Origin of the sequence: Micromonospora sp. NPDC049580, from assembly GCF_040675595.1 — a bacterium.
Lineage (GTDB): Bacteria > Actinomycetota > Actinomycetes > Mycobacteriales > Micromonosporaceae > Micromonospora.
In genome coordinates, this window is the sequence record NZ_JBFAPG010000054.1 from 1 (window position 1) to 20,874 (window position 20,874).

Annotated in this window: 17 protein-coding genes; 11 read left to right on the forward strand and 6 right to left on the reverse strand. The window is 72.6% G+C overall.

What is annotated here, in order from left to right; translation table 11 throughout:
• The 6 genes from AB0J68_RS07505 to valS form a co-directional block, all read left to right on the forward strand.
• Positions 1–209, forward strand: a 209-nt coding sequence (locus tag AB0J68_RS07505; RefSeq protein WP_363936923.1) for a hypothetical protein, incomplete at its 5' end; no start/stop codon positions are given.
• Positions 210–309: 100 nt separating this feature from the next.
• Positions 310–1,782, forward strand: a complete 1,473-nt coding sequence (locus AB0J68_RS07510; protein WP_363936926.1) for an AlkA N-terminal domain-containing protein — start codon at positions 310–312, stop codon at positions 1,780–1,782.
• Positions 1,779–2,288, forward strand: coding sequence for a methylated-DNA--[protein]-cysteine S-methyltransferase (locus AB0J68_RS07515; RefSeq protein WP_363936929.1), 510 nt, complete (start codon positions 1,779–1,781; stop codon positions 2,286–2,288). Before AB0J68_RS07510 ends, AB0J68_RS07515 begins: the two co-directional genes overlap by 4 nt.
• A 37-nt stretch (positions 2,289–2,325) precedes the next feature.
• Positions 2,326–4,206: an ABC transporter ATP-binding protein gene (locus AB0J68_RS07520; RefSeq protein ID WP_363936932.1), complete on the forward strand. Its 1,881-nt coding sequence runs from the start codon at positions 2,326–2,328 to the stop codon at positions 4,204–4,206.
• A complete protein-coding gene (locus AB0J68_RS07525) occupies positions 4,203–6,083 on the forward strand; it encodes an ABC transporter ATP-binding protein (RefSeq protein WP_363936933.1) in 1,881 nt (626 codons plus the stop codon). The genes AB0J68_RS07520 and AB0J68_RS07525 overlap by 4 nt, the downstream gene beginning before the upstream one ends.
• Before the next feature lie 56 nt (positions 6,084–6,139).
• Positions 6,140–8,704 (forward strand): valine--tRNA ligase, encoded by a 2,565-nt coding sequence (gene valS, locus AB0J68_RS07530; RefSeq protein ID WP_363936934.1) that lies wholly within the window; start codon positions 6,140–6,142, stop codon positions 8,702–8,704.
• Positions 8,705–8,755: 51 nt separating this feature from the next.
• Here valS and AB0J68_RS07535 read toward each other — a convergent pair whose 3' ends face one another.
• The 5 genes from AB0J68_RS07535 to AB0J68_RS07555 all read right to left on the reverse strand — a co-directional run bounded on the left by AB0J68_RS07535 (position 8,756) and on the right by AB0J68_RS07555 (position 12,932).
• Positions 8,756–9,400, reverse strand: coding sequence for a hypothetical protein (locus AB0J68_RS07535; RefSeq protein WP_354857111.1), 645 nt, complete (start codon positions 9,398–9,400; stop codon positions 8,756–8,758).
• Between the two features lie 93 nt (positions 9,401–9,493).
• The gene (locus AB0J68_RS07540; protein WP_354857112.1) at positions 9,494–10,204 is read right to left on the reverse strand and encodes an ABC transporter permease subunit; all 711 of its coding nucleotides are present in this window, start codon (positions 10,202–10,204) and stop codon (positions 9,494–9,496) included.
• Positions 10,205–10,208: 4 nt separating this feature from the next.
• Positions 10,209–11,120 (reverse strand): ABC transporter ATP-binding protein, encoded by a 912-nt coding sequence (locus tag AB0J68_RS07545; protein WP_363936936.1) that lies wholly within the window; start codon positions 11,118–11,120, stop codon positions 10,209–10,211.
• Complete coding sequence (locus AB0J68_RS07550; protein WP_354857116.1) at positions 11,120–12,025, reverse strand: ABC transporter permease; 906 nt, start codon at positions 12,023–12,025, stop codon at positions 11,120–11,122. The genes AB0J68_RS07545 and AB0J68_RS07550 overlap by 1 nt, the downstream gene beginning before the upstream one ends.
• Positions 12,018–12,932 carry an ABC transporter ATP-binding protein gene (locus AB0J68_RS07555; RefSeq protein WP_354857119.1) on the reverse strand — a complete coding sequence of 305 codons (915 nt, stop codon included), beginning with the start codon at positions 12,930–12,932 and terminating at the stop codon, positions 12,018–12,020. Before AB0J68_RS07555 ends, AB0J68_RS07550 begins: the two co-directional genes overlap by 8 nt.
• Before the next feature lie 237 nt (positions 12,933–13,169).
• Between AB0J68_RS07555 and AB0J68_RS07560 the strand changes: the two genes are divergently transcribed.
• The 4 genes from AB0J68_RS07560 to galT all read left to right on the forward strand — a co-directional run bounded on the left by AB0J68_RS07560 (position 13,170) and on the right by galT (position 18,312).
• Positions 13,170–14,684, forward strand: coding sequence for a glycosyltransferase family 2 protein (locus tag AB0J68_RS07560; RefSeq protein ID WP_355063778.1), 1,515 nt, complete (start codon positions 13,170–13,172; stop codon positions 14,682–14,684).
• Positions 14,685–14,772: 88 nt separating this feature from the next.
• Positions 14,773–16,302: an adenylyl-sulfate kinase gene (gene cysC / locus AB0J68_RS07565; RefSeq protein ID WP_363936940.1), complete on the forward strand. Its 1,530-nt coding sequence runs from the start codon at positions 14,773–14,775 to the stop codon at positions 16,300–16,302.
• A gap of 112 nt (positions 16,303–16,414) precedes the next feature.
• The gene (locus AB0J68_RS07570; RefSeq protein WP_363936943.1) at positions 16,415–17,239 is read left to right on the forward strand and encodes a DeoR/GlpR family DNA-binding transcription regulator; all 825 of its coding nucleotides are present in this window, start codon (positions 16,415–16,417) and stop codon (positions 17,237–17,239) included.
• Positions 17,236–18,312 carry a galactose-1-phosphate uridylyltransferase gene (galT, locus tag AB0J68_RS07575; RefSeq protein ID WP_363936945.1) on the forward strand — a complete coding sequence of 359 codons (1,077 nt, stop codon included), beginning with the start codon at positions 17,236–17,238 and terminating at the stop codon, positions 18,310–18,312. Before AB0J68_RS07570 ends, galT begins: the two co-directional genes overlap by 4 nt.
• Positions 18,313–18,612: 300 nt before the next feature.
• Here the strand turns inward: galT and AB0J68_RS07580 are convergent, their stop codons facing one another.
• The gene (locus AB0J68_RS07580) at positions 18,613–19,830 is read right to left on the reverse strand and encodes an NADP-dependent isocitrate dehydrogenase (RefSeq protein WP_355063784.1); all 1,218 of its coding nucleotides are present in this window, start codon (positions 19,828–19,830) and stop codon (positions 18,613–18,615) included.
• Between the two features lie 137 nt (positions 19,831–19,967).
• On the opposite strand from AB0J68_RS07580, the gene AB0J68_RS07585 reads away from it, so the two are divergent.
• Positions 19,968–20,774 carry an MBL fold metallo-hydrolase gene (locus AB0J68_RS07585; RefSeq protein WP_363936948.1) on the forward strand — a complete coding sequence of 269 codons (807 nt, stop codon included), beginning with the start codon at positions 19,968–19,970 and terminating at the stop codon, positions 20,772–20,774.
• Positions 20,775–20,874 lie beyond the last annotated feature (100 nt).

Consider the following 20,874-nt stretch of genomic DNA (forward strand, 5'->3'; position numbering starts at 1 on the left):
GCCGACCAGGCCCGGCCGCGTTCGCCCGGATCTACCCGGGCGAGACCGGCGCCCGGGTGCGCCGGCTGTGGAAGCGGTACGACCCGGACGGCGTGTTCCGCTCGCCCCTGCTGGCCGGGCAGTCCACGCGGTCGGGGCAGTCGAACCGGTCCGGCCAACCCGCCCGGTCCGGGCAGCGGTCCGGCCAGCCGCACCGTCGCCGCCGCTGAGCGGTGCCCGGGCCGGCAGTGCGCGGCCGGCCCGCCGCGCACACGCCCAGGTCCGATTCCCGCCAGCCGAGGGCCCGACCAGCGGGGCACCATAGGTGAAGTGGAGATGGACTTCGAACGGTGCTACCGCGCGGTGGACAGCCGGGACCAGCGGTTCGACGGCTGGTTCTACACCGGCGTGACGTCGACCGGGATCTACTGCCGGCCGTCCTGCCCGGCGACCACCCCCAAGCGGCAGAACGTCCGGTTCTTTCCGTCGGCCGCGGCCGCGCAGGGCGCCGGGTTGCGCGCCTGCCGCCGCTGCCGGCCGGATGCCGCACCCGGCTCGCCACAGTGGGACGTCCGCGCCGACGTGGTCGGCCGGGCGATGCGACTGATCGCCGACGGGGTGGTCGACCGGGACGGCGTGCCGGGGCTGGCCGCCCGCCTCGGCTACACCGAACGGCACCTGCACCGGATGTTGCGCGCCGAGATGGGTGCCGGGCCGCTCGCGCTGGCCCGGGCCCAGCGGGCGCAGACCGCCCGGATCCTGATCGAGACGACCGGCCTCGGCATGGCCGAGATCGCGTTCGCCGCCGGGTTCGGCAGCGTGCGGCAGTTCAACGACACGGTCCGCGAGGTGTACGCGAGCGCACCGTCCGAGCTGCGGACGGCCCGTGGTCGGCACCTGGCGGCGGTCGGGGCGGGAACCATCACGCTCCGGCTGGCGTACCGTCCGCCGCTGCACGCCCGAGCGCTGCTGGACTTCCTCGCGCTGCGCGCGCTGCCCGGGGTGGAGGAGGTGCGCGACGGGACGTACCACCGGGGGTTGCGATTGCCGCACGGCGCCGGCCAGGTGGCGCTGACCCCGGCGGACGGGCACGTGGCGGCGACGCTGCGCCTGGCCGACCTGCGCGACCTCGCGCCGGCGGTGGCCCGCTGCCGACGCCTGCTCGATCTGGACGCGGACCCGGTCGCGGTCGACGCCACGCTCGCGGCGGACCCGGTGCTGGCCCCGGTGGTGGCCGCCGAGCCCGGCATCCGCGTCCCCCGCGCGGTCGACGGCTTCGAGATGGCCGTTCGCGCGATCATCGGCCAGCAGGTCTCGGTGACGTCCGCGCGAACAACCCTCACCCGCCTCCTGACCGCCCGCGCTGATCATGAAGTTGTTGCCCCCGACGACGGCGTGTCGCGACAACAACTTCATGATCAACGGACTGACCTGCGGGGGTTTCTCAGCCCTGAAGAGGTTCTGGCCCTTCCGGATGCCGCCTTTGGGATGCCTCTTCGGCGGCGGGAGACCATTCGTGGGCTCGCCCTCGCCGTGGCGGACGGGACCGTGGACCTGGCGCCGGGTGGGGACCGGGAGGAGACCGTACGGCGGCTGCTCGCGCTGCCCGGCATCGGCCCGTGGACCGCCAGTTACCTCGCCCTGCGCGCCCTCGGCGACCCGGACGTCCTCCTCGACACCGACCTCGCGATCCGCCGCGGCGCAGCAGCGCTCGGCCTGCCCGACACGACCCTCACGGCGCACGCCGAAGGGTGGCGCCCATGGCGGTCCTACGCCACGATCAGACTCTGGAGAGCGGCATGAGCATCGACAGCACCGTGCTGACCACCCCGACCGGGCCGCTGAGCATCCTCGCCGGCAGCGACGGCGAGGTCCTGGCGGCCGGTTTCACCCCCGACCCGGCGGCGCTGCTGCCCCTGATCCACCCGACCCTGCGGGCGCCGCTGCGGCAACGCGCCGACCTCGGGCCGGCGACCGTGGCCGTCCGGTCCTACCTGGACGGCGACCTCACCGCCATCGACTCGGTGCCGGTACGGCAGCACACCGGCGGCGAGTTCATGGCGCACGCCTGGCAGGTGCTGCGGGAGGTTCCGCCGGGCACCCCGGTCACCTACACCGGGTACGCGGCGCTGGCCGGCCGGCCACCGGCGGTGCGCGCCGCGGCGGCGGCCTGTGCCCGCAACGCGGCGGCGCTCTTCGTACCCTGCCACCGGGTGCTGCGCACCGACGGCACGCTCGGCGGCTACCGCTGGGGGCTGGACGTGAAGAAGTGGCTTCTCGGTCATGAGCGGCGGTTGACGGCAAGCTGACAGCAGCATCGACACCTATTGACGCTACCGTCGGGTAGTGCCTGTGGAGAGCGACGGCGACCGGGCCGCCCCGGTCGCCGCGGGCCGCCACCCCGTGCACAACCTCTGGCGGCTGCGCCGCTACCTGCGCCCGTACGCCGCCGAGTTCGCCTGGTTGCTGGTCGCGGGCCTTGCCGGCACGGCCGCCGGGATCGCCGTACCGCTGGTGGTGCAGCGGGTGGTGGACGGGCCGGTGGCCCGGCACGAGCCCGCCGGCCTGCTCCAGCTCGGTGGCCTGGCGCTGCTGCTCGGCGTGGTCGAGGCGGTGCTCATCTTCATCCGGCGGTGGGTGCAGTCCTCCTCGGCGGTGGGCATGGAGGCGGCGCTGCGCGCCGACGTGTACGCGCACCTGCAACGGCTGCCGGCAAGCTTCCACGACCGCTGGCAGTCCGGCCAACTGCTCTCCCGGATCACCAGCGACCTGTCGGTGATCCGCCGTTTCCTCTCGTTCGGTGTCTTCTTCCTGGTGCTCAACCTGACCACCTACGTGGTGGTGGTCCTGCTGCTGATCCATCTGCACACGGCGCTCGGGCTGCTGGTCGCCGCCAGCGCCGTGCCACTGCTGCTGATCACCCGCCGCTTCGGCCGGCATTACCACACCGCGTCCCGCCAAATGCAGGACCAGCAGGGCGACGTGGCGACGCTTGTCGAGGAGACCGCGCAGGGCCTGCGCACCATGAAGGCGTACGGCCGGGGGCCCGAGTTGGCGGCCCGCTTCGCCGCGGGGACCCGGACGCTGCACGACACCGGTGTGGGCAAGGGCCGGCTGCTGGCGAACACCGCGGCGCTGCTCGACCTGGTGCCCAACGTGACCCTGGGCGTGGTGCTGGTGGCCGGGGCTGCCGCCGCCGCGCAGGGCGTGCTCACCATCGGCGAACTGGTGGCGTTCGCCAGCCTCCAACTGATGCTCATCTGGCCGGTGCAGTCGCTGGGCTGGATCATCGCCAACGGTCAGGAGGCGGCCACCGCCGCGGACCGCATCCAGGAGGTGCTGGACACTCCGCCGCAGATCGTGGACGCTCCGGACGCGCGCACGCTGGCCCGCGAGGCGGTCCACGGCCGACTCCGCTTCGAACGGGTCGACTTCCGCTACCCGGGCGCCACCACCGCCGTACTGCACGGGATCGACCTGACCATCGAGCCGGGCGAGACGGTGGCCCTGGTCGGGGCCACCGGCTGCGGCAAGAGCACGCTGCTCTCCCTGGTGCCCCGGCTGCACGAGGTGACCGGCGGCCGGATCACCCTGGACGGGCACGACCTGCGCGAGCTGCGGCTGGCCTCGCTGCGCCGACTGGTCGGGGTGGCGTTCGAGGAGCCCACGCTCTTCTCCATGTCGGTGTGGGAGAACCTCACCCTGGGTCGCCCGGACGCCGACGACGAGGAGGTCCGCGCCGCCCTCGCGCTGGCCCAGGCCGATTTCGCGTACGACCTGCCGTGGGGTCTGGCCACCCGGGTGGGTGAGCAGGGGTTGTCCCTCTCCGGCGGCCAGCGGCAGCGGTTGGCGCTGGCGCGGGCGGTGCTCGGCCGACCGGCGCTGCTGGTGCTCGACGACCCCCTGTCCGCCCTCGACGTGCACACCGAGGCGCTGGTGGAGGCGGCGCTGCGGCAGGTCCTGCGGGCCAGCACCGCGCTTCTGGTGGTGCACCGGCCGTCGACGATCGCGCTGGCCGACCGCGTCGCCCTGCTCGACGGTGGACGGATCTCCGCGATCGGCCGCCACTCGGAACTGCTGGCCGGCGTGCCCGCCTACCGGGCGTTGCTCGCCGCCGAGCCGCCGCCCGCGCAGCCGGCCGGGGCTACCCACCCGGAACCGGGGCGCACCGGGGCGGCGGGGCCCGGCGCGTCCACACCGGACGGCTGGGGGCTGGTGCGCTCGTGAACTCCCCGCAGCAGGTCGACCCGCCTCCCGCCGAGGAGCCGGAGCTGACCCGCTGGCGGGGAACGGCCACCGACCCGGAGGCCGACCGGAGTCGGGCCGAGGAGACCACCCCGGAGGCGGTGGCCCGGCTGCGCCGGCACAGCCGAGCCCTGCTGGCCCATCTGCTCCGCCCGCACCGGAGAGGGCTCGCCGCGGCGGTCGGCCTGCTGCTGGCGCAGAACGCTGCCGCGATGGCCGGTCCGTACCTGGTCATGGTCGGCATCGACCGGGCCATCGCGCCGCTGCGCGCCGGGAACGCGGTCCCGCTGGCCGCCGTCGGCGGCGCGTTCGCCGTCGCCGCCGTGACCGAGTACGCGGCCCGCCGCGGTTTCCTCACCCTCAGCGCCCGGATCGGCCAGGCGGTCCTCCTCGACCTGCGGCAGCGGGTGTTCGGGCACTTCCTGCGACTGTCGGTGGGCTTTCACGAGCGGTACACGTCGGGCCGGATGGTGTCCCGACTCACCAGTGACCTGGATTCGATCGCCGAACTGGTCGACGGCGGGATCGACAGCCTGGTGCTGGCCGCGTTGTCGATCCTGTCGGTGGCCGCCATCCTGCTCTGGTTGGACCTGCCGCTGGCTGCGGTGACGCTGTTCGCGTTCCCGTTCCTGTTCTACCTCTCCCGCTGGTTCGCGCGGGCCTCGGCCGGCGCGTACCGGCGGACCCGGGAGGCCGTGGCGCTGGTCATCGTGCACTTCGTCGAGTCGATGCGGGGTATCCGCGCGGTGCAGACGTTCCGCCGGGAGCCCCGCAACCAGCGGATCTTTGTGGCGCTCGGGGACGACTACCGGCGCACCAGCCTGCACGCGTTCCGGCTGATCGCCACGTACTCGCCGGCGATCAAGCTGATCGGCAACGTCACGGTCGCGGTCGTGCTCTGCTACGGCGGATGGCGGGTGCTCGGCGGGCGGACCGAGGTCGGAGTGCTCGCCGCGTTCCTGCTCTACCTGCGCCGCTTCTTCGAGCCGATGCAGGAGCTGAGCCAGTTCTACAACTCGTTGCAGTCGGCGACGGCGGCGCTGGAGAAGCTGGCCGGGGTGCTCGACGAGCGGCCTGCCGTGGCCGAACCCGCCCGGCCGGTGTCGCTGCCGACCGGCCCCGGTCACGGTGAGCTGACCTTCCGGGGCGTCTCCTTCGGCTACCGCGCCGGCACGCCCATCCTCGCCGGGCTGGACCTGACCGTGCCGGCCGGGCAGACAGTGGCGCTGATCGGGCCGACCGGCGCGGGCAAGTCGACCATCGCCAAGCTGGTCGCCCGGTTCCACGACCCGGACGCCGGCGCGGTCCTGCTGGACGGGATCGACCTGCGCGAGGCGGCCGACGCCGACCTGCGCCGCGCGGTGGTGCTGGTGACCCAGGAGAACCACCTGTTCAGCGGGACCGTCGCGGAGAACATCCGGTTCGGCCGGCCGGACGCCGACGACGCCGACGTGCGGGCCGCCGCCGAGGCGATCGGCGCGCACGACTTCATCGCCGCGCTGCCCGACGGGTACGCGACGCAGGTGCACCGGCGCGGCGGCCGGCTCTCCGCCGGGCAGCGGCAACTGGTCGCGTTCGCCCGGGCGTTCCTGGCCGACCCGACCGTGCTGATCCTCGACGAGGCGACGTCGTCACTGGACGTGCCGACCGAACGGCTCGTGCAGCGGGCGCTCGGCACCATCCTGCGGGACCGCACCGCGCTGGTGATCGCACACCGTCTCTCCACTGTGGAGACCGCGGACCGGGTGCTCGTCCTCGACGGCGGGCAGGTCGTCGAGGACGGCCCACCGGCCGTGCTGGCCGCCACCGACGGTCGCTACGCGGCGCTGCACCGGCAGTGGCGCGACTCGCTCGTGTAGAGCCGGCGATGCGCAAGTCCGTGGCTCGACACCCTGCTGATGCCTACGATCGGCAGATGACCGATACGGCGAGGACGGCCCGCGCCGGCGTTCCCGAGCGTCCGAGTCTGGACGGGCTCGAGGAGCGCTGGGCGCACCGCTGGCAGGAGGAGGGCACGTACGCGTTCGACCGCTCGAAGAAGCGTGTTGACGTGTACGCCATCGACACCCCGCCGCCGACCGTATCGGGCGAGCTGCACATGGGGCACGTCTACTCGTACACGCACACCGACACCGTCGCCCGCTACCAGCGGATGCGCGGCAAAGCCGTGTTCTACCCGATGGGCTGGGACGACAACGGCCTGCCCACCGAGCGTCGGGTGCAGAACGTCTACGGGGTGCGCTGCGACCCGGCGCTGCCGTACGACCCGGTGTGGCGGCCCCCGGCCACCCCGATCGACGAGGCCGCGCGCCGCGACCCCACCCCGATCTCGCGGCGCAACTTCATCGAGCTGTGCGAGCGACTGACGGTCGCCGACGAGCAGGTCTTCGAGGCCCTCTGGCGGCGACTCGGGCTCTCGGTGGACTGGTCGCTGACGTACACGACGATCGGTCGGGTGGCCCGCGCCACCAGCCAGCGGGCGTTCGTGCGCAACCTGCTGCGGGGTGAGGCGTATCAGGCGGAGGCGCCGACGCTGTGGGACGTCGGCTTCGCCACCGCGGTCGCCCAGGCCGAGCTGGAGGACCGGGGGCGCCCCGGCGCCTACCACCGGCTGCGGTTCACCGGGCCGGGCGGGCGCGAGGTGCTCGTCGACACCACCCGGCCGGAGCTGTTGCCGGCCTGCGTCGCGCTGGTCTGCCACCCCGACGACGAGCGGTACGCCGACCTGGTGGGTCAGACGGTGCGCAGCCCGCTGTTCGACGTCGAGGTGCCGGTGTACGCCCATCCGCTCGCCGACCCCGCCAAGGGCACCGGCATCGCCATGGTCTGCACGTTCGGCGACCTGAGCGACGTCACCTGGTGGCGGGATCTCGACCTCGACACCCGGGTGGTCATCGGCCGCGACGGTCGGCTGCTTCCGGAGCCGCCGGCCGGGGTGCCCGCGGCGCCGTACGCGGCGCTGGCCGGGCGGACCGTCAACGGCGCCCGCCGGGAGATCGTCGGGATGCTCGCCGACGCCGGTGACCTGATCGGCGAGCCACGCCCGATCACCCACCCGGTCAAGTTCTACGAACGCGGCGACCGGCCACTGGAGATCGTCTCGACCCGCCAGTGGTATCTGCGCAACGGCGGGCGGGACGCCGACCTGCGGGCGACGCTGCTGGCCCGGGGCGCGGAGCTGCACTGGGTGCCGGCGCACATGAAGCACCGCTACGACAACTGGGTGAGCGGCCTGACCGGGGACTGGCTGGTCAGTCGGCAGCGCTTCTTCGGCGTGCCGGTGCCGGTGTGGTACCGGCTCGACGACGCTGGCGAGCCGGACTGGTCCCACCCTCTCACGCCCGACGAGTCCGCGCTGCCAGTCGACCCGTCCAGTGATCCGGCGCCCGGCTACGACGAGTCGCAGCGCGGCCAACCGGGCGGTTTCCTCGGCGACCCGGACGTGCTGGACACCTGGGCCACGTCGTCGCTGACCCCGCAGATCGTCGGTGGCTGGGAGACCGACCCGGCCCTGTTCGCCCAGGTCTTTCCGATGGACCTACGCCCGCAGGGTCAGGAGATCATCCGAACCTGGCTGTTCGACAGCGTGGTCCGATCGCACTTCGAGCACGGGGTGCTGCCCTGGCGGGACACCGTGCTGTCGGGCTGGATCCTCGACCCGGACCACAAGAAGATGGCCAAGTCCAAGGGCAACGTGGTCACCCCGCTGGCGCTGCTGGAGCAGCACGGCTCGGACGCGGTGCGCTACTGGGCGGCCAGCGGCAAGCCCGGCATGGACCTGGCCTTCGACCCGGCGCAGATCAAGGTCGGCCGGCGGCTGGCCACCAAGCTGCTCAACGCGTCGAAGTTCGCGCTCGGCCTGGGCGCCGGGGACGCGTTGCGCGCACCGGCGACCGCCCCGCTGGACCGGGCCATGCTCGCCGAACTGGCCACCGTGGTCAGCGCCGCGGGCACCGCCTTCGACTCCTACGACCACACGGCCGCGTTGCAGGCCACCGAGTCGTTCTTCTGGCGCTTCTGCGACGACTACATCGAGTTGGTCAAGGAGCGGGCGTACGGCACCGGGCCGGCTGCCGACTCGGCGCGGGCCACGCTGGCCTGCGCGCTGTCGGTGCAGCTACGGCTGTTCGCCCCGGTGCTGCCGTACGTCACCGAGGAGATCTGGTCCTGGTGGCGGTACGGGTCGGTGCACCGCGCGCCCTGGCCCACCACCTACGAGGTGGCCCGGACGATCGAGGGGACGGGAGAGCCGGCGCTGCTGCGGCTCGCCGGTGACGCGTTGGGCCAGGTGCGGCGGGCCAAGTCGGAGCGGAAGCTGTCCATGAAGGCGGAGGTGCCGTTGGCCGAGGCACTGGGCCCGGCGGCGCTGCTGGAGCAGCTCACCCTGGTCGCCGACGACCTGCGCGCGGCCGGTCGGATCGGCAAGCTCGACCTGCTGCCCGACCGCGCCCCGGAACTCGTCATCGCCTGCGCCTTCTGACCGAAGTCCGCCGCCGCCCGCACCGACCGGCGGCGGCGGCGGACCGGTCGTTCACCAGCCGCGCAGGAAGCGCAGGCCGAGCAGGATGGCCGCCACGGCGGGGCCGACCAGCAGGGTGATCGCCTGGAGGCGGTACGGCATCCGATGCCGGGTCAGCTCGCCCGCGTTGCCCAGCACGATCGCCCCGGCCAGCATCAGGAACACGCCCCACCAGCCCGTCTCCAGGTGGATGAGACGGATGTGGATCAGTTGCAGGGTCACACCGAGCAGCGCGCCGGTGAGCGCGAGCAGCGCCACCGCGCGGTGCAGGCCACGGGCCAGGGGGTGGGCGGCCCGCCAGCCGTACGTGCCGGCGACCGCCAGGCAGGGCAGCACCACCAGCAGCGGCCAGCCCTGCCCCATCGCCCCGAACATCAGCAACGCACCCACCACGAACACCAGCGTGCCGACGCAGGCGATGACGTACCCGGCGAAGGCCCGACCGCCGCCGCGGGCCAGCAACGGCCCGCCGCTGGCCGCGATCAGCGCGGCCGGGATCAGGATGAAGCCGGCCCACCAGTGGAACCGGCCGCTGCCCTGGGCGGCCGTCGCGACCGTCGCGCACGCCAGCCCGGCGACCGCCAGGCTGGTGAGCCACGGCCGGCTGCTCCGCGAGTACGGCTCAGCCAACGATGTCCACTCCGCTTCGACGCTCACACCAGTCAGCCTGGGCCCCGGCACCCCGGCCGGTCCATCCGGCCAGCCCTACCCCTTGCGGGAGGCTGGCCGGAACCGTACCCCGCATGTGCCTCAGCTCGTCTCGCCGGCCACGCTGAACGAGCGCAGGCGGTCGATCGCCAGCACGGTGAAGCCGACACTGACCAGGGCGGTCATCACGGAGGCGACCGGCACCGACACGGTGGTCTCCAGCAGCCCGCTGGGGGCGAGCCGGTCGGCGAGGGCGATCACGTACTGCTGGATGGAGAGCACCTTCGTGCCGCTGACGAAGTTGCCCAGCAGCCCCTCCCAGATGAGCACGTAGACGAGGCCGAGCAGCACCGGACGCCGGGTGACGAGGCTGAGCGCGAGGAACAGCGCCGAGTACGCCAGCGCGCCGAGCGCCGCCGCGAACGCCAGGGCCAGACCGAGGCGTACCGAATCGGCCAGCACGCCCGCGACGTAGAGCGGCACCGCGACGGTGGCCGCGGTGACCCCGGCGGCGACCGCGAGCTTCGGCAGCACGATCTGCCAGCGCGGCAGCGGCTTGGTCAGGATGTGCACGACGGTGCCGTCGTCGATCTCCGCGCCCAGCACGCCGGTGCCGATGATCAACGCAACCACCGGCAGCACCACCGCCAGGCCGAGGCCGACCAGCACCGGCGGCCCCCACTCGCCCGGGTCCACGCCCAGCGACCGGCAGAGGATGGCCAGCCCGAGCAGCACCAACGGCAGCGGGAGCAGCAGCAGGAACCGGCGCCGGCCGAACAGCCCGCGCGCGGTGATCCAGGTAATGGTCGACATGTTCTCAGGCCTCCACCAGGTAGGAGAAGACGCTCTCCAGGGACTCGTCGGACGGCACCAGCTGGCGCACCCGGATGCCCTTGTTCAGGGCGATCCGGGGCAACGCCCGGGTGAAGGCGCCGTAGTCGCCGGCGCGTACGGTCAGGCCGGTGCGGTCCAGCTCGACGCCACTCACCGACGCCTCGGCGATCAGGGCCACGGCCAGCGCCCGATCGTCGGTGGAGCGCACCGCGAAGACGTGCGGGCGGTTGGTCATCAGCCGACGGATGGTCCGGAAGTCGCCGGAGGCCGCCAGTCGACCGGCCACCATCACCTGCACCGTCCCGGAGACCTGCTCGACCTCCTCCAGGATGTGCGAGCTGAACAGGATCGTCCGGCCGGCGTCGCCGAGGCTGTGCAGCAGATCCATCATGTGCAGCCGCTGACGCGGGTCCATGCCGTTGAACGGCTCGTCGAGCAGCAGCACCTGCGGGTCGTGCACCAGCGCCGCGGCCACCCGGGCTCGCTGGCGCATGCCCTTGGAGTACGTGCCGATCCGGCGGTCCTGCGCCGACTCCAGCTCCACCAGGTCGATGGCCCGTCGCGCCGCCGCCGCCGGGTCGGCCAACCGGTGCAGCTTCGCGCTGGCGAGCACGAACTCGTACGCGGTCAGGAAACTCTGCACCGCCTCCCGCTCGCTGACCAGCCCCAGCCGGCGGTAGACGTCGGGGTTGCGCCAGGTCGGCTCGTCGTCGAGGGTCACCGTGCCGCGCGACGGGGCGAGGAACCCGGCCATCATGTGCAGCAGCGTGGTCTTGCCGGCGCCGTTCGGACCGAGCAGACCGGTCACGCCCGGCCCGAGGGCCATGCTGATGTCGTTGACGGCCACCACGTTGCCGTACCACCGGGACACCCCGGTCAGGCTCAGCGTGCTCATCAGGAGGCGACCTTCCGGTAGCGGGCCAGCAGGAGGGCGGTCGCGCCGGCGACCAGCAGCACCGCGACCAGGGCGTAGACCGGGCCGAAGTCGCCGATCATCATCTCGCCCGGATCGCCCTCGACCAGCAGGTCACCCAGCGACCAGATGCCCACCCCCTGCACGAGGGTGGAGGGCGAGGCCAGGCCGGCCAGTTCGTTGGCCGTGTTCGACGGCAGGATGCTCAGCACGCCCACGATCGGCGTGGTCATCAGGAAGACCGCGACCACCCCGCCCGCGGCGAAGGCGCGCTTGCCGGTCAGCGAGGCGACCAGCAGCCCCACCGAGGCGAAGACCACCGCCCACAGGCCGGCGTAGAGCAGGCCGGGAAGCAGGTCGAGCAGTTCGTTCCAGACCCCGCGCATGCCCTGCTTGGTGGTGAACGCGGCACCCAGGAACATCACCAGCTGCGGCCCACCGAGCAGCAGCCAGAGGCCGGTGACCAGCGCCAGCAACTTGGCGAGCGCGTAGTCGGCGCGCGGCAGCGGTCGGGAGAAGTACAGCGGCAGCACACCGCTGCGCAGGTCCCGGGAGACCAGCTCCGGCGCGGCCACCGCGACGAAGAACAGGACCAGCCAGCTCATCGCGTCGGCGAACTGGGCGTACGTGGCGACCGGCTCGCCGAGCTGGCTGCGGACGGCGGCCAGGGCCACCGCGACCAGGGTGACGATGCCGACCACCAGCCACGGGAAGATCTTGGCCTTGGCGCTGCGCCCGAACCCGAAGATGGTGCGCAGCCCGTGCAGGTAGAGCGCGCCGAAGACGTGCCGACGGCCCAGCCGTGGGCCCTCGTAGCGCTGATAGCCGATGTCGTGGATGACGCCGGTCGGTGTGGGCCGCACGGCGGCGGATGACAGCTCAGGCATGGGTGAGCTCCCTCGTGGCGAAGAGTTCGGCCACCCGGTGCCGGCGCTGGTCCAGCCGGTGCAGAGGCAGGTCCAGTTCGGCGACCGCGCCGAGGATCAGGTCGTAGGTGCTGTCGTCGGCGAGCGGTACGAGCAGCAGCCGGCCGTCCCGCGCCACCGGCAGGTCGAGCGCCGCGAGCCGGGCGGCCAACTCCTCGGTGCCCTCGCTGACCTCGACGGCCAGCACGTCGGTGGCCGAGGTCATCGCGGAGATGTGATCCGCACGCAGCAGGCGGCCACCGTCGATGGCGATCAGCGTGTCGCAGATCCGCTCGACCTCGCCGAGCAGGTGTGAGCACACCAGCACGGAGATGCCGAACTCGGTGCCGATCCGGTGCACCAGCGCCAGCATCGCGTCCCGACCGGCCGGGTCCAGCCCGTTGGTCGGCTCGTCGAGCAGCAGCAGGTCCGGGTCGTGCACCAGCGCCTGGGCCAGCTTGACCCGCTGCTTCATGCCTGTGGAGTAGCCGCCGACCGGGCGGTAGCGCTCCTCGTAGAGCCCGACGTGGCGCAGCGCCTCCGAGGCGCGCTCGCGGGCCGCGGTGCGCGGCAGGCCACTCATCCGGCCGAGGTGGGTCACCAGCTCGGCGGCGGACAGGTCCGGTGGGAGGCAGTCGTGCTCGGGCATGTAGCCGACGCGGGCACGGACCGCCGCCGGTTCGGTGGTCGGGTCGATGTCGAGCACCGAGACCTGACCGCTGGTCGGGGCGATCAGGCCGAGCAGAATCTTGATCAAGGTGGATTTGCCGGCGCCGTTCGCGCCCACCAGGCCGATGATCCCGGGCTCGACGGCGACGGTGAGGTCGGTGAGCGCGGTGACCCGACCTCCGTACGTCTTGGTGAGCGACTGGGTCGCGATCAGTGTCACGACGCCAGCGTAGGGAGTCGATGCCCCGCACCGACACCGGCGCGCCCCCGGTGCTCCCCTGATCCTCGCGGCGACCCACCCCTAAGGTCCGCCGACGGCGACGATGAACGTTTGCGCCGGTCGTGCGTTCGGCCAGACCCCGCTGCCGGAAAGACCCCTGCCGGGTGGCACGATTCACTTCCCGTTCACCGGGCAGTGTTCCGGGGGATATTCGACCGCCAAAGCGGAAGGATCGTGATGGTCGAGGTTGGCGTCCCCAAGGTGAGTGTCGTGGTGCCCGCGTACAACTGCGGCCCCCACATCGAGAAGCTGGTGGCGTCGCTGCTGCGCCAGTCGCTACCGGCCGACGAGTTCGAGGCGATCTTCGTCGATGACGGATCGACCGACGACACGGGCAAGCGGCTGGACCGGCTGGCGGCCGAGCACCCGCACATCCACGTGGTGCACATCGAGAACTCGGGCTGGCCGTCGCGCCCGCGCAACCTCGGCATCGAGCGGGCCCGCGGCGAGTACGTCTTCTTCGCCGACGACGACGACTGGTTCGCCGACCAGGCGCTGGAACGGCTCTACGACTGCGCGAAGACGTACGACGCGGATGTGGTGATCGGCAAGATGGCCGGGCACGGGCGCGGCGTGCCCCGGGAACTGTTCCGCAAGAACCGCTTCGACGCCACCCTGGCGAACGCCCCGCTGATCGACAGCCTGACCTGCCACAAGCTGTTCCGCCGCTCCTTCCTCAACGAGCACGGGCTGCGGTTCCCGGAGGGCGGCAAGCGGCGGCTCGAGGACCACTCCCTGGTCGTACGGGCCTACTTCCTGTCCCGCCGCACCTGCGTGCTGTCCGACTACACCTGCTACCACCACGCGCAGCGGGGCGACGCCCGCAACGTCACCGCGGCGCGGCTGGAGCCGTCGAGCTACTTCGCGAGCGTGCGCGACGCGCTGGACATCGTCGACGCCCACACCGAACCGGGACCGCTGCGCGACCGGCTGCACCGGCGGTGGCTGCGCAACGAGATGATCAACCGGCTGCGCGGCAAGCGACTGCTGGAGGCTCCCCACGACTGGGTGGACCAGGTCGCCGCCGAGGTCCAGAAGATCATCCAGGAGCGCTTCGCTCCCGGGGTAGCCGGCGGCCTGCCGCCGCTGCAACGGGCCGTGGCGTACCTGACCGAGCGGGGCCGGGTCGAGGACCTGCGGCGGCTGGCCCGGTGGGAGGCGGGCATCGCCGGGCACGGCCGGATCGACGAGCTCCAGCCGGACGAGCACGCCGTCACGGTCACCGTTGCCGCCGAGCTGCGCTCCGCGGACCAGCCGATCGGGTTCCGCGCCGACGACGGGCGCGACGTGCTGGTGCTTCCGGTCGGTGAGATCTCCCCCGACGTGCTCGACTCCACCGCTCAGGTCCGCAAGGCCCGCCTCGACGTGGTCGCCCGCCGCCGGGAGACCGGCGACGAGATCTTCCTGCCGGTGCAGTTCCAGACCGAGCGGGTCGCCGGTCCCGGCGGCGCGGAGACCGTTCACCTGGTGCACCGCGCCACCACCACGATCGACTTCCGCGCCCTCAACGGCGGTCGTACGCGGGGCAGTTGGCTCCTCAAGGCACGGATCACCAACGCCGGATGGACCGAGGACGCGCGGCTGCCGCTGCTCTTCATCTGCCCGGCCGACGGCGCGCCTCCGCGGATCCGCGACGAGCGAAAGGTCTGGAACTGGCTGCGGTCCGCGGTGGGTCGCCGGGTCCGTCGCTGACCCGACCGTCCGGGTCGTGGAGTGGCGGCCTCGACCGATCGGCGGTCGGCTGCGAAACTGTGTGCCGGTCAGCGAGTGGGGGGTGTGGATGAGCAACGGCTGGGTGCTGCCCGACGAGGTGCTCCGGGACGCGCCGGCGTACACGCCGCGTCCCGGTGAGCTCGCGGATCTGGAGCTGCTGCTGACCGGCGCGTACGCCCCCCTGACCGGCTTCATGACCCGCGCCGACCTGGTGTCGGTGAGCCGACGCGGCCGGCTGGCCGACGGCACGCCGTGGCAGGTTCCGGTGACCCTGCAGGTGCCGGCCGCGCTGGCGCAGGGCTTCGACCCGCGCGATGAGGCCCGCCGGGCCCTGGTGCTGACCGACGGCGAGGGGGCGCCGGTCGCCGCCCTGGACGTCGCGGACGTCTGGCCGGTACGCGAGGGCGTGGCGGGCCTGGGTGGCCAGCTCCGCCGGCTCGGCGAGGGCGGTCACGGCCCGTTCCAGCGGTTGCGGCGCAGCCCGGAGGAGGTCCGCGCGCTGCTGCCTCCGGGTCGGGTGCTCGGGGTCATCGCCGACCGTCCGCTGCACCGGCCGCAGCTCGCCCAGATCGCGCACGCGGCCCGCACCCTGGCCGCGCACCTGCTGGTGATGATCCCGGTCGGCGAGGGCGGTGTCGGCGGGCTCGCACCGGAGGCGCTGGTGCGTACGATCTTCGCCGCCCGGGACCGGATGCCCCCGGCCACCCTGGTGGCCGTGCCGCTGTCGCATCGGCGGGAGGAGATCAGCGACGCGCTGCTGCGTGCGCGCGTCTCCGCCGCGTACGGGGTCACCCACCTGCTCTCGACCGGGGACATGCTCTCCGGCGCCGGGCTGCGGGTGCTGGTGCCGCGCGAGCTGGCGTACGACAACCGGGACGGGCAGTGGCGCTGGCGGGAGGACATCCCGCCGCGCAACCGCCGCCTCGCGCTCACCCAGGACGAGATCGACGACCTGCTCGACCGGGGCTTCCCGCTGCCGGAGTGGCACACGCCTCCGGCGGTGGCGAAGGAGTTGGCCCGGGCCCGGCCGCCGCGCCGGCACCGGGGGCTGATGGTCTTCCTGACCGGCCTCTCCGGCTCCGGCAAATCCACCATCGCCCGGGGGCTGGCCGACGCGTTGCGGGAGAACGGCGACCGGACGGTGACCCTGCTCGACGGGGACGTGGTACGTCGGGAGCTCTCCGCCGGGCTGGGCTTCAGCAAGGCCGACCGGGATCTCAACGTCCGGCGGATCGGCTGGGTGGCGGCCGAGATCGCCCGGCACCACGGGGTGAGCATCTGTTGCCCGATCGCCCCGTACGCGGCCGCCCGCGCGACGGCGCGGGAGATGGCCCTGTCCGCCGGGGCGGGCTTCGTGCTGGTGCACGTCGCGACGCCGCTGGAGGTGTGCGAGCAGCGGGACCGCAAGGGCCTGTACGCGCGGGCCCGCGCCGGTCTGCTCACCGGCATGACCGGCATCGACGACCCGTACGAGGAGCCGACGGACGCGGACCTGGTGCTCGACACCACCCACCTGAGCGTCGCGGACGCGGTGCAGGCCGTGCTGCACCACCTGACCGAGAGCGGCTGGGTGGAGTTGAAGATCCAGTCGGCCTGAGGCGTCGTCCCACCCCTTTCCTTCCGCCGGTTCCGGGCACGCGCTAGTGTTCATCTTTGTTGGAACACGTTCGACCGCGTGAGAGTACGTGGACCCCTGGGAGGCACGGCTGATGCTCGCTCAGCAGCGGCAGTCGGCGATCCTGGATCGGGTCCGGTCCGCAGGTGGCGTTCGGGTGACCGACCTGGCGACCGAGTTCGGCGTCTCCGACATGACCATTCGCCGCGACCTGGAGGCCCTGCACGAGCGCGGCCTGCTGGCCAAGGTGCACGGCGGCGCCACCGCGACCGGCCCCAGCTCGACCGACGAGCCGGGCTTCCACGCCAAGTCGGTCCGGCAACTGCCGGAGAAGGCCGCGATCGCGGACCGGGCGGCGCGGCTCGTGCGGCCCGGTGCGGCGGTCGCCCTCTCCGCCGGCACCACCACCGCCGAACTGGCCCGCCGACTGGTGGACGTTCCCGGCCTGACCGTGGTGACCAACTCGCTCCCGGTGGCCGAGATCCTGCACGCCGGAGGCCGGCCCGATCAGACGGTGGTGCTCACCGGCGGCGTACGGACACCGTCGGACGCGCTGGTCGGCCCGCTCGCGGTCGGCGCCGTCCGGCGGCTGCACCTCGACCTGCTCTTCCTCGGCGTCCACGGCATCACCGAGCGGGCCGGCTTCACCACCCCGAACCTCATGGAGGCGGAGATCGACCGGGCGCTGGTGGCCGCGGCGGACCGGCTGGTGGTGCTCGCCGACCACACGAAGTGGGGCACCGTGGGCATCTCCTCGATCGTCGAGCTGGCGGCAGCCCACGTGCTGGTCAGCGACGAGGCGTTGCCTCCGCCCGCACGACGGGTACTCGGCGAACAGGTGGGCGAATTGATCATGGCAAAGGCAGCAAGGGCGGGCCGCGCGACGCGCACGCCGACGAGTGAGGAGACGGCGACGTGAAGCGCACCGCGATCGACCTGGCCGACGGCCGGGAGCTGATCTACTTCGACGAGAACGACGACGCCGTCCGCGACCAGCCGGACCGCCGGGACCTGCCGCCACCGCCACCCGCGTCGCAACTGCGCTACGACCCGCTGACCGACGAGTGGGTGGCCGTGGCCGTGCACCGGCAGACCCGCACCTTCCTCCCGCCGGCGAACGAGTGCCCGCTCGACCCCTCGGTGGGCGACCGACTGACCGAGATCCCCGCCCCGGACTACGACGTGGTGGTCTTCGAGAACCGGTTCCCGTCGTTGAGTGGCCGCGTCGCCGACGAGCCCGGGGAGATCACCCCGTTCACGCCGGTCCGGCCGGGCCTGGGCCGGTGCGAGGTGGTCTGCTTCACCTCCGACCACAACGCCTCGTTCGCCAGCCTCCCGCCGCGTCGCGTCCGCACCGTGCTGGACGCGCTCGCCGACCGGACCGAGGTGCTCGGCGAGCTGCCCGGCGTGGAGCAGGTGTTCTGCTTCGAGAACCGGGGCGTCGAGATCGGCGTCACGCTGCACCACCCGCACGGGCAGATCTACGCGTACCCCTTCGTGACGCCGCGCACCCGGGCGCTGCTGGCCGCGGCCCGCCGGCACGCCGAGCGGACCGGCGGGGGCAACCTGTACGCGGACGTGCTGGCCGCCGAGCGCGCGGCCGGCGAGCGGGTGGTCACCGAGAACGAGCACTGGACGGCGTTCGTGCCGGCGGCGGCCCGCTGGCCGTTCGAGGTGCATGTCGCGCCGCGCCGCGTGGTGCCGGACATCCCGGCGCTCACCGACAGCGAGCGGGACGCCTTCGGGCCGCTCTACCTGGATCTGCTGCGCCGCTTCGACGGCCTGTTCGACATGCCGATGCCCTACATCGCGGCGTGGCACCAGGCGCCGGTGCGGATCGACCGCGAGCTGGGCCACCTGCACCTTCAGCTGTTCAGCATCCGACGGGCGAAGGACAAGCTGAAGTACCTGGCCGGCTCCGAGTCGGGGATGGGCGTCTTCATCAACGACATCTCCCCCGAGCGCGCCGCCGAACTGCTCCGCGCCGCCTGACCCTGGCGAGCCGGCAGAGCCGGCGTTCCGGGCCTGGCGGGAAACAGGGCGCGGGGGGCCCGGGACAGGGCCCCCCGCAGGGAAGGGACGGCTGGCTGTGCTCGACACAGCCGGGAAGGCTGGCTGATCGGCACGCATCCGCGGTCGACCGCGGTCAACCTTCCTTGGACGCGACTGGCATCTCGTCCACCCTGGTCAACGAGGCGCGCGAGGCCGGGTGACGCGGCAGGCGTGTCAGCCGGCAGACACGCCGGAGCCCGCCGGCGGGTGCCGACGGGCTCCGGTGCTGGTGCGGTCGAATCAGGCAGCGAGCCTGCGGGCCAGGTTCTCGTCGAGCGCGTTCATGAACTCGTCGGTGGTCAGCCACGGGGCGTCGCGCGAGATGAGCAGCGCGAGATCCTTGGTCATCTGGCCACCCTCGACGGTGTCGATGATGACCTGCTCCAGGGTGTTGGCGAACTCGGTCACCGCCGGCGTGCCGTCCAGCTTGCCCCGGTGGGCCAGGCCCCGGGTCCAGGCGTAGATCGACGCGATCGGGTTGGTCGAGGTCTTCTCGCCCTTCTGGTACTGCCGGTAGTGCCGGGTGACCGTGCCGTGCGCGGCCTCGGCCTCGACGGTACGGCCGTCCGGGGAGAGCAGGACCGAGGTCATCAGACCCAGCGAGCCGAAGCCCTGCGCCACGGTGTCGGACTGCACGTCACCGTCGTAGTTCTTGCAGGCCCAGACGTACCCGCCCTCCCACTTGAGCGCGGCGGCGACCATGTCGTCGATGAGCCGGTGCTCGTAGGTGAGGCCGGCGGCGTCGAACTCCGCCTTGAACTCGGTCTCGAACACCTCGGCGAAGATGTCCTTGAACCGGCCGTCGTACGCCTTGAGGATGGTGTTCTTGGTCGACATGTAGACCGGGTAGTTGCGGTCCAGGCCGTACCGGAACGAGGCCCGGGCGAAGTCCCGGATCGACTCGTCGTAGTTGTACATGCCCATGGCGATGCCGCCGCCGGGGAAGTTGGCGACCTCCATCTCCATCGGCGTGCCGCCGTCGGCCGGGGTGTAGGTGATGGTCACCGTGCCCGGGCCGGGGACGACGAAGTCGGTGGCCTTGTACTGGTCACCGTGGGCGTGCCGGCCGATGATGATCGGCTTGGTCCAGCCGGGGACCAGCCGCGGCACGTTGGACATGATGATCGGCTCGCGGAAGACGACGCCGCCGAGGATGTTGCGGATGGTGCCGTTGGGCGACCGCCACATCTTCTTCAGGCCGAACTCCTCGACCCGGGCCTCGTCCGGGGTGATGGTGGCGCACTTGACGCCGACGCCGTGCTCCTTGATGGCGTTGGCGGCGTCAATGGTGACCTGGTCGTCGGTCTCGTCGCGGTACTGGATCGACAGGTCGTAGTAGTGCAGGTCGACGTCGAGGTAGGGCAGGATCAGCTGCTCCCGGATCTGCTTCCAGATGATCCGGGTCATCTCGTCGCCGTCGAGCTCCACGACCGGGTTGTTTACCTTGATCTTCGCCATCGGCCGGCGCTCCTCTCGGGGGACACGTGCTCAAGCAGTACGAGCGTACTGCAATTGGGCCGGCAGCCCTCAGCCGGCCTCGACCGACCGGCGGAACCGGGCTGCACGACACAGCAGTTCCCTGACACCATCGCTCGATGCCACTTCGCCGCACTCTCGGGTCTATCACGGTTACCGCGCTCACCGACGGCGAGGGTGCCTTCTTCCAGCCCCGCGCGGAGGCGTTTCCGCACGCCACGGCGGCCCAGTGGCAGGAGGCCGACCGCCGCGACCCCGCCTCGGTCACCGCCGACGGGCGGTGGTGGCTGCCGTTTCGCAGCTTCGCGATCCGTTCGGGTGACGGGCCGGTGACCCTTGTCGACGCCGGGATCGGCCCGACCGACGCACCCGCCGGGAGCTGGGCGCCGGTGCCCGGTCGGCTGCCCGCCGAACTGGCCGCCGCCGGCATCGACCCGGCCGACGTCGACACGGTCGCGCTGACCCACCTGCACAGCGATCACATCGGCTGGGCGGTCACCGGCACACCGGGCCGCCCGTACTTCCCGAACGCCAGCTACCTGCTTCAGCGCACCGAACTGGAGGCGGCGGAGGCGATCAACCCCGGGCTGCCGGCCGGGCTGGTCGCGCCCTTGCGCGCCGCCGGCCAGCTCCGGGTGGTCGACGGCGAGACAACCCTGACCCCTGCGGTACGACTGCTGCCCACTCCCGGGCACACCCCCGGCCACCAGTCGGTGCTCCTGACAGCGGCCGACGAGCGAATGCTGCTCACCGGCGATCTCCTGGTGCACCTGGTGCAACTGATCGACCCCACCCTGGCGTACGCCCACGAGGTAGACCCCGACGAAGCGCGCGCCTCCCGCCTAACGGCCCTGCACACCCTCAACCCCACCCTGCTAGCCACCCCCCACCTCTCCACCCCCTTCACCCCCGCCCACCCGTGCTGATCAAGAGGTTTGGGTCAGGAATCGCGGTCGTGGTGACGCAAACCTCTTGATCAACGGGGTCGGGGTGGGGCGGGAGCGCAGGAGGGCGCGCCGGCTCTGC

What these genes read in the sequence shown, in the direction of transcription:
- valS (WP_363936934.1), top strand. Translation starts at nt 6,140, where the DNA reads ATGACCGATACGGCGAGGACGGCCCGCGCCGGCGTTCCCGAGCGTCCG.
- AB0J68_RS07550 (WP_354857116.1), bottom strand. Translation starts at nt 12,025, where the DNA reads ATGCCTGAGCTGTCATCCGCCGCCGTGCGGCCCACACCGACCGGCGTC.
- AB0J68_RS07540 (WP_354857112.1), bottom strand. Translation starts at nt 10,204, where the DNA reads ATGTCGACCATTACCTGGATCACCGCGCGCGGGCTGTTCGGCCGGCGC.
- AB0J68_RS07585 (WP_363936948.1), top strand. Translation starts at nt 19,968, where the DNA reads ATGCCACTTCGCCGCACTCTCGGGTCTATCACGGTTACCGCGCTCACC.
- cysC (WP_363936940.1), top strand. Translation starts at nt 14,773, where the DNA reads ATGAGCAACGGCTGGGTGCTGCCCGACGAGGTGCTCCGGGACGCGCCG.
- AB0J68_RS07515 (WP_363936929.1), top strand. Translation starts at nt 1,779, where the DNA reads ATGAGCATCGACAGCACCGTGCTGACCACCCCGACCGGGCCGCTGAGC.
- AB0J68_RS07570 (WP_363936943.1), top strand. Translation starts at nt 16,415, where the DNA reads ATGCTCGCTCAGCAGCGGCAGTCGGCGATCCTGGATCGGGTCCGGTCC.
- AB0J68_RS07545 (WP_363936936.1), bottom strand. Translation starts at nt 11,120, where the DNA reads ATGAGCACGCTGAGCCTGACCGGGGTGTCCCGGTGGTACGGCAACGTG.
- AB0J68_RS07580 (WP_355063784.1), bottom strand. Translation starts at nt 19,830, where the DNA reads ATGGCGAAGATCAAGGTAAACAACCCGGTCGTGGAGCTCGACGGCGAC.
- AB0J68_RS07560 (WP_355063778.1), top strand. Translation starts at nt 13,170, where the DNA reads ATGGTCGAGGTTGGCGTCCCCAAGGTGAGTGTCGTGGTGCCCGCGTAC.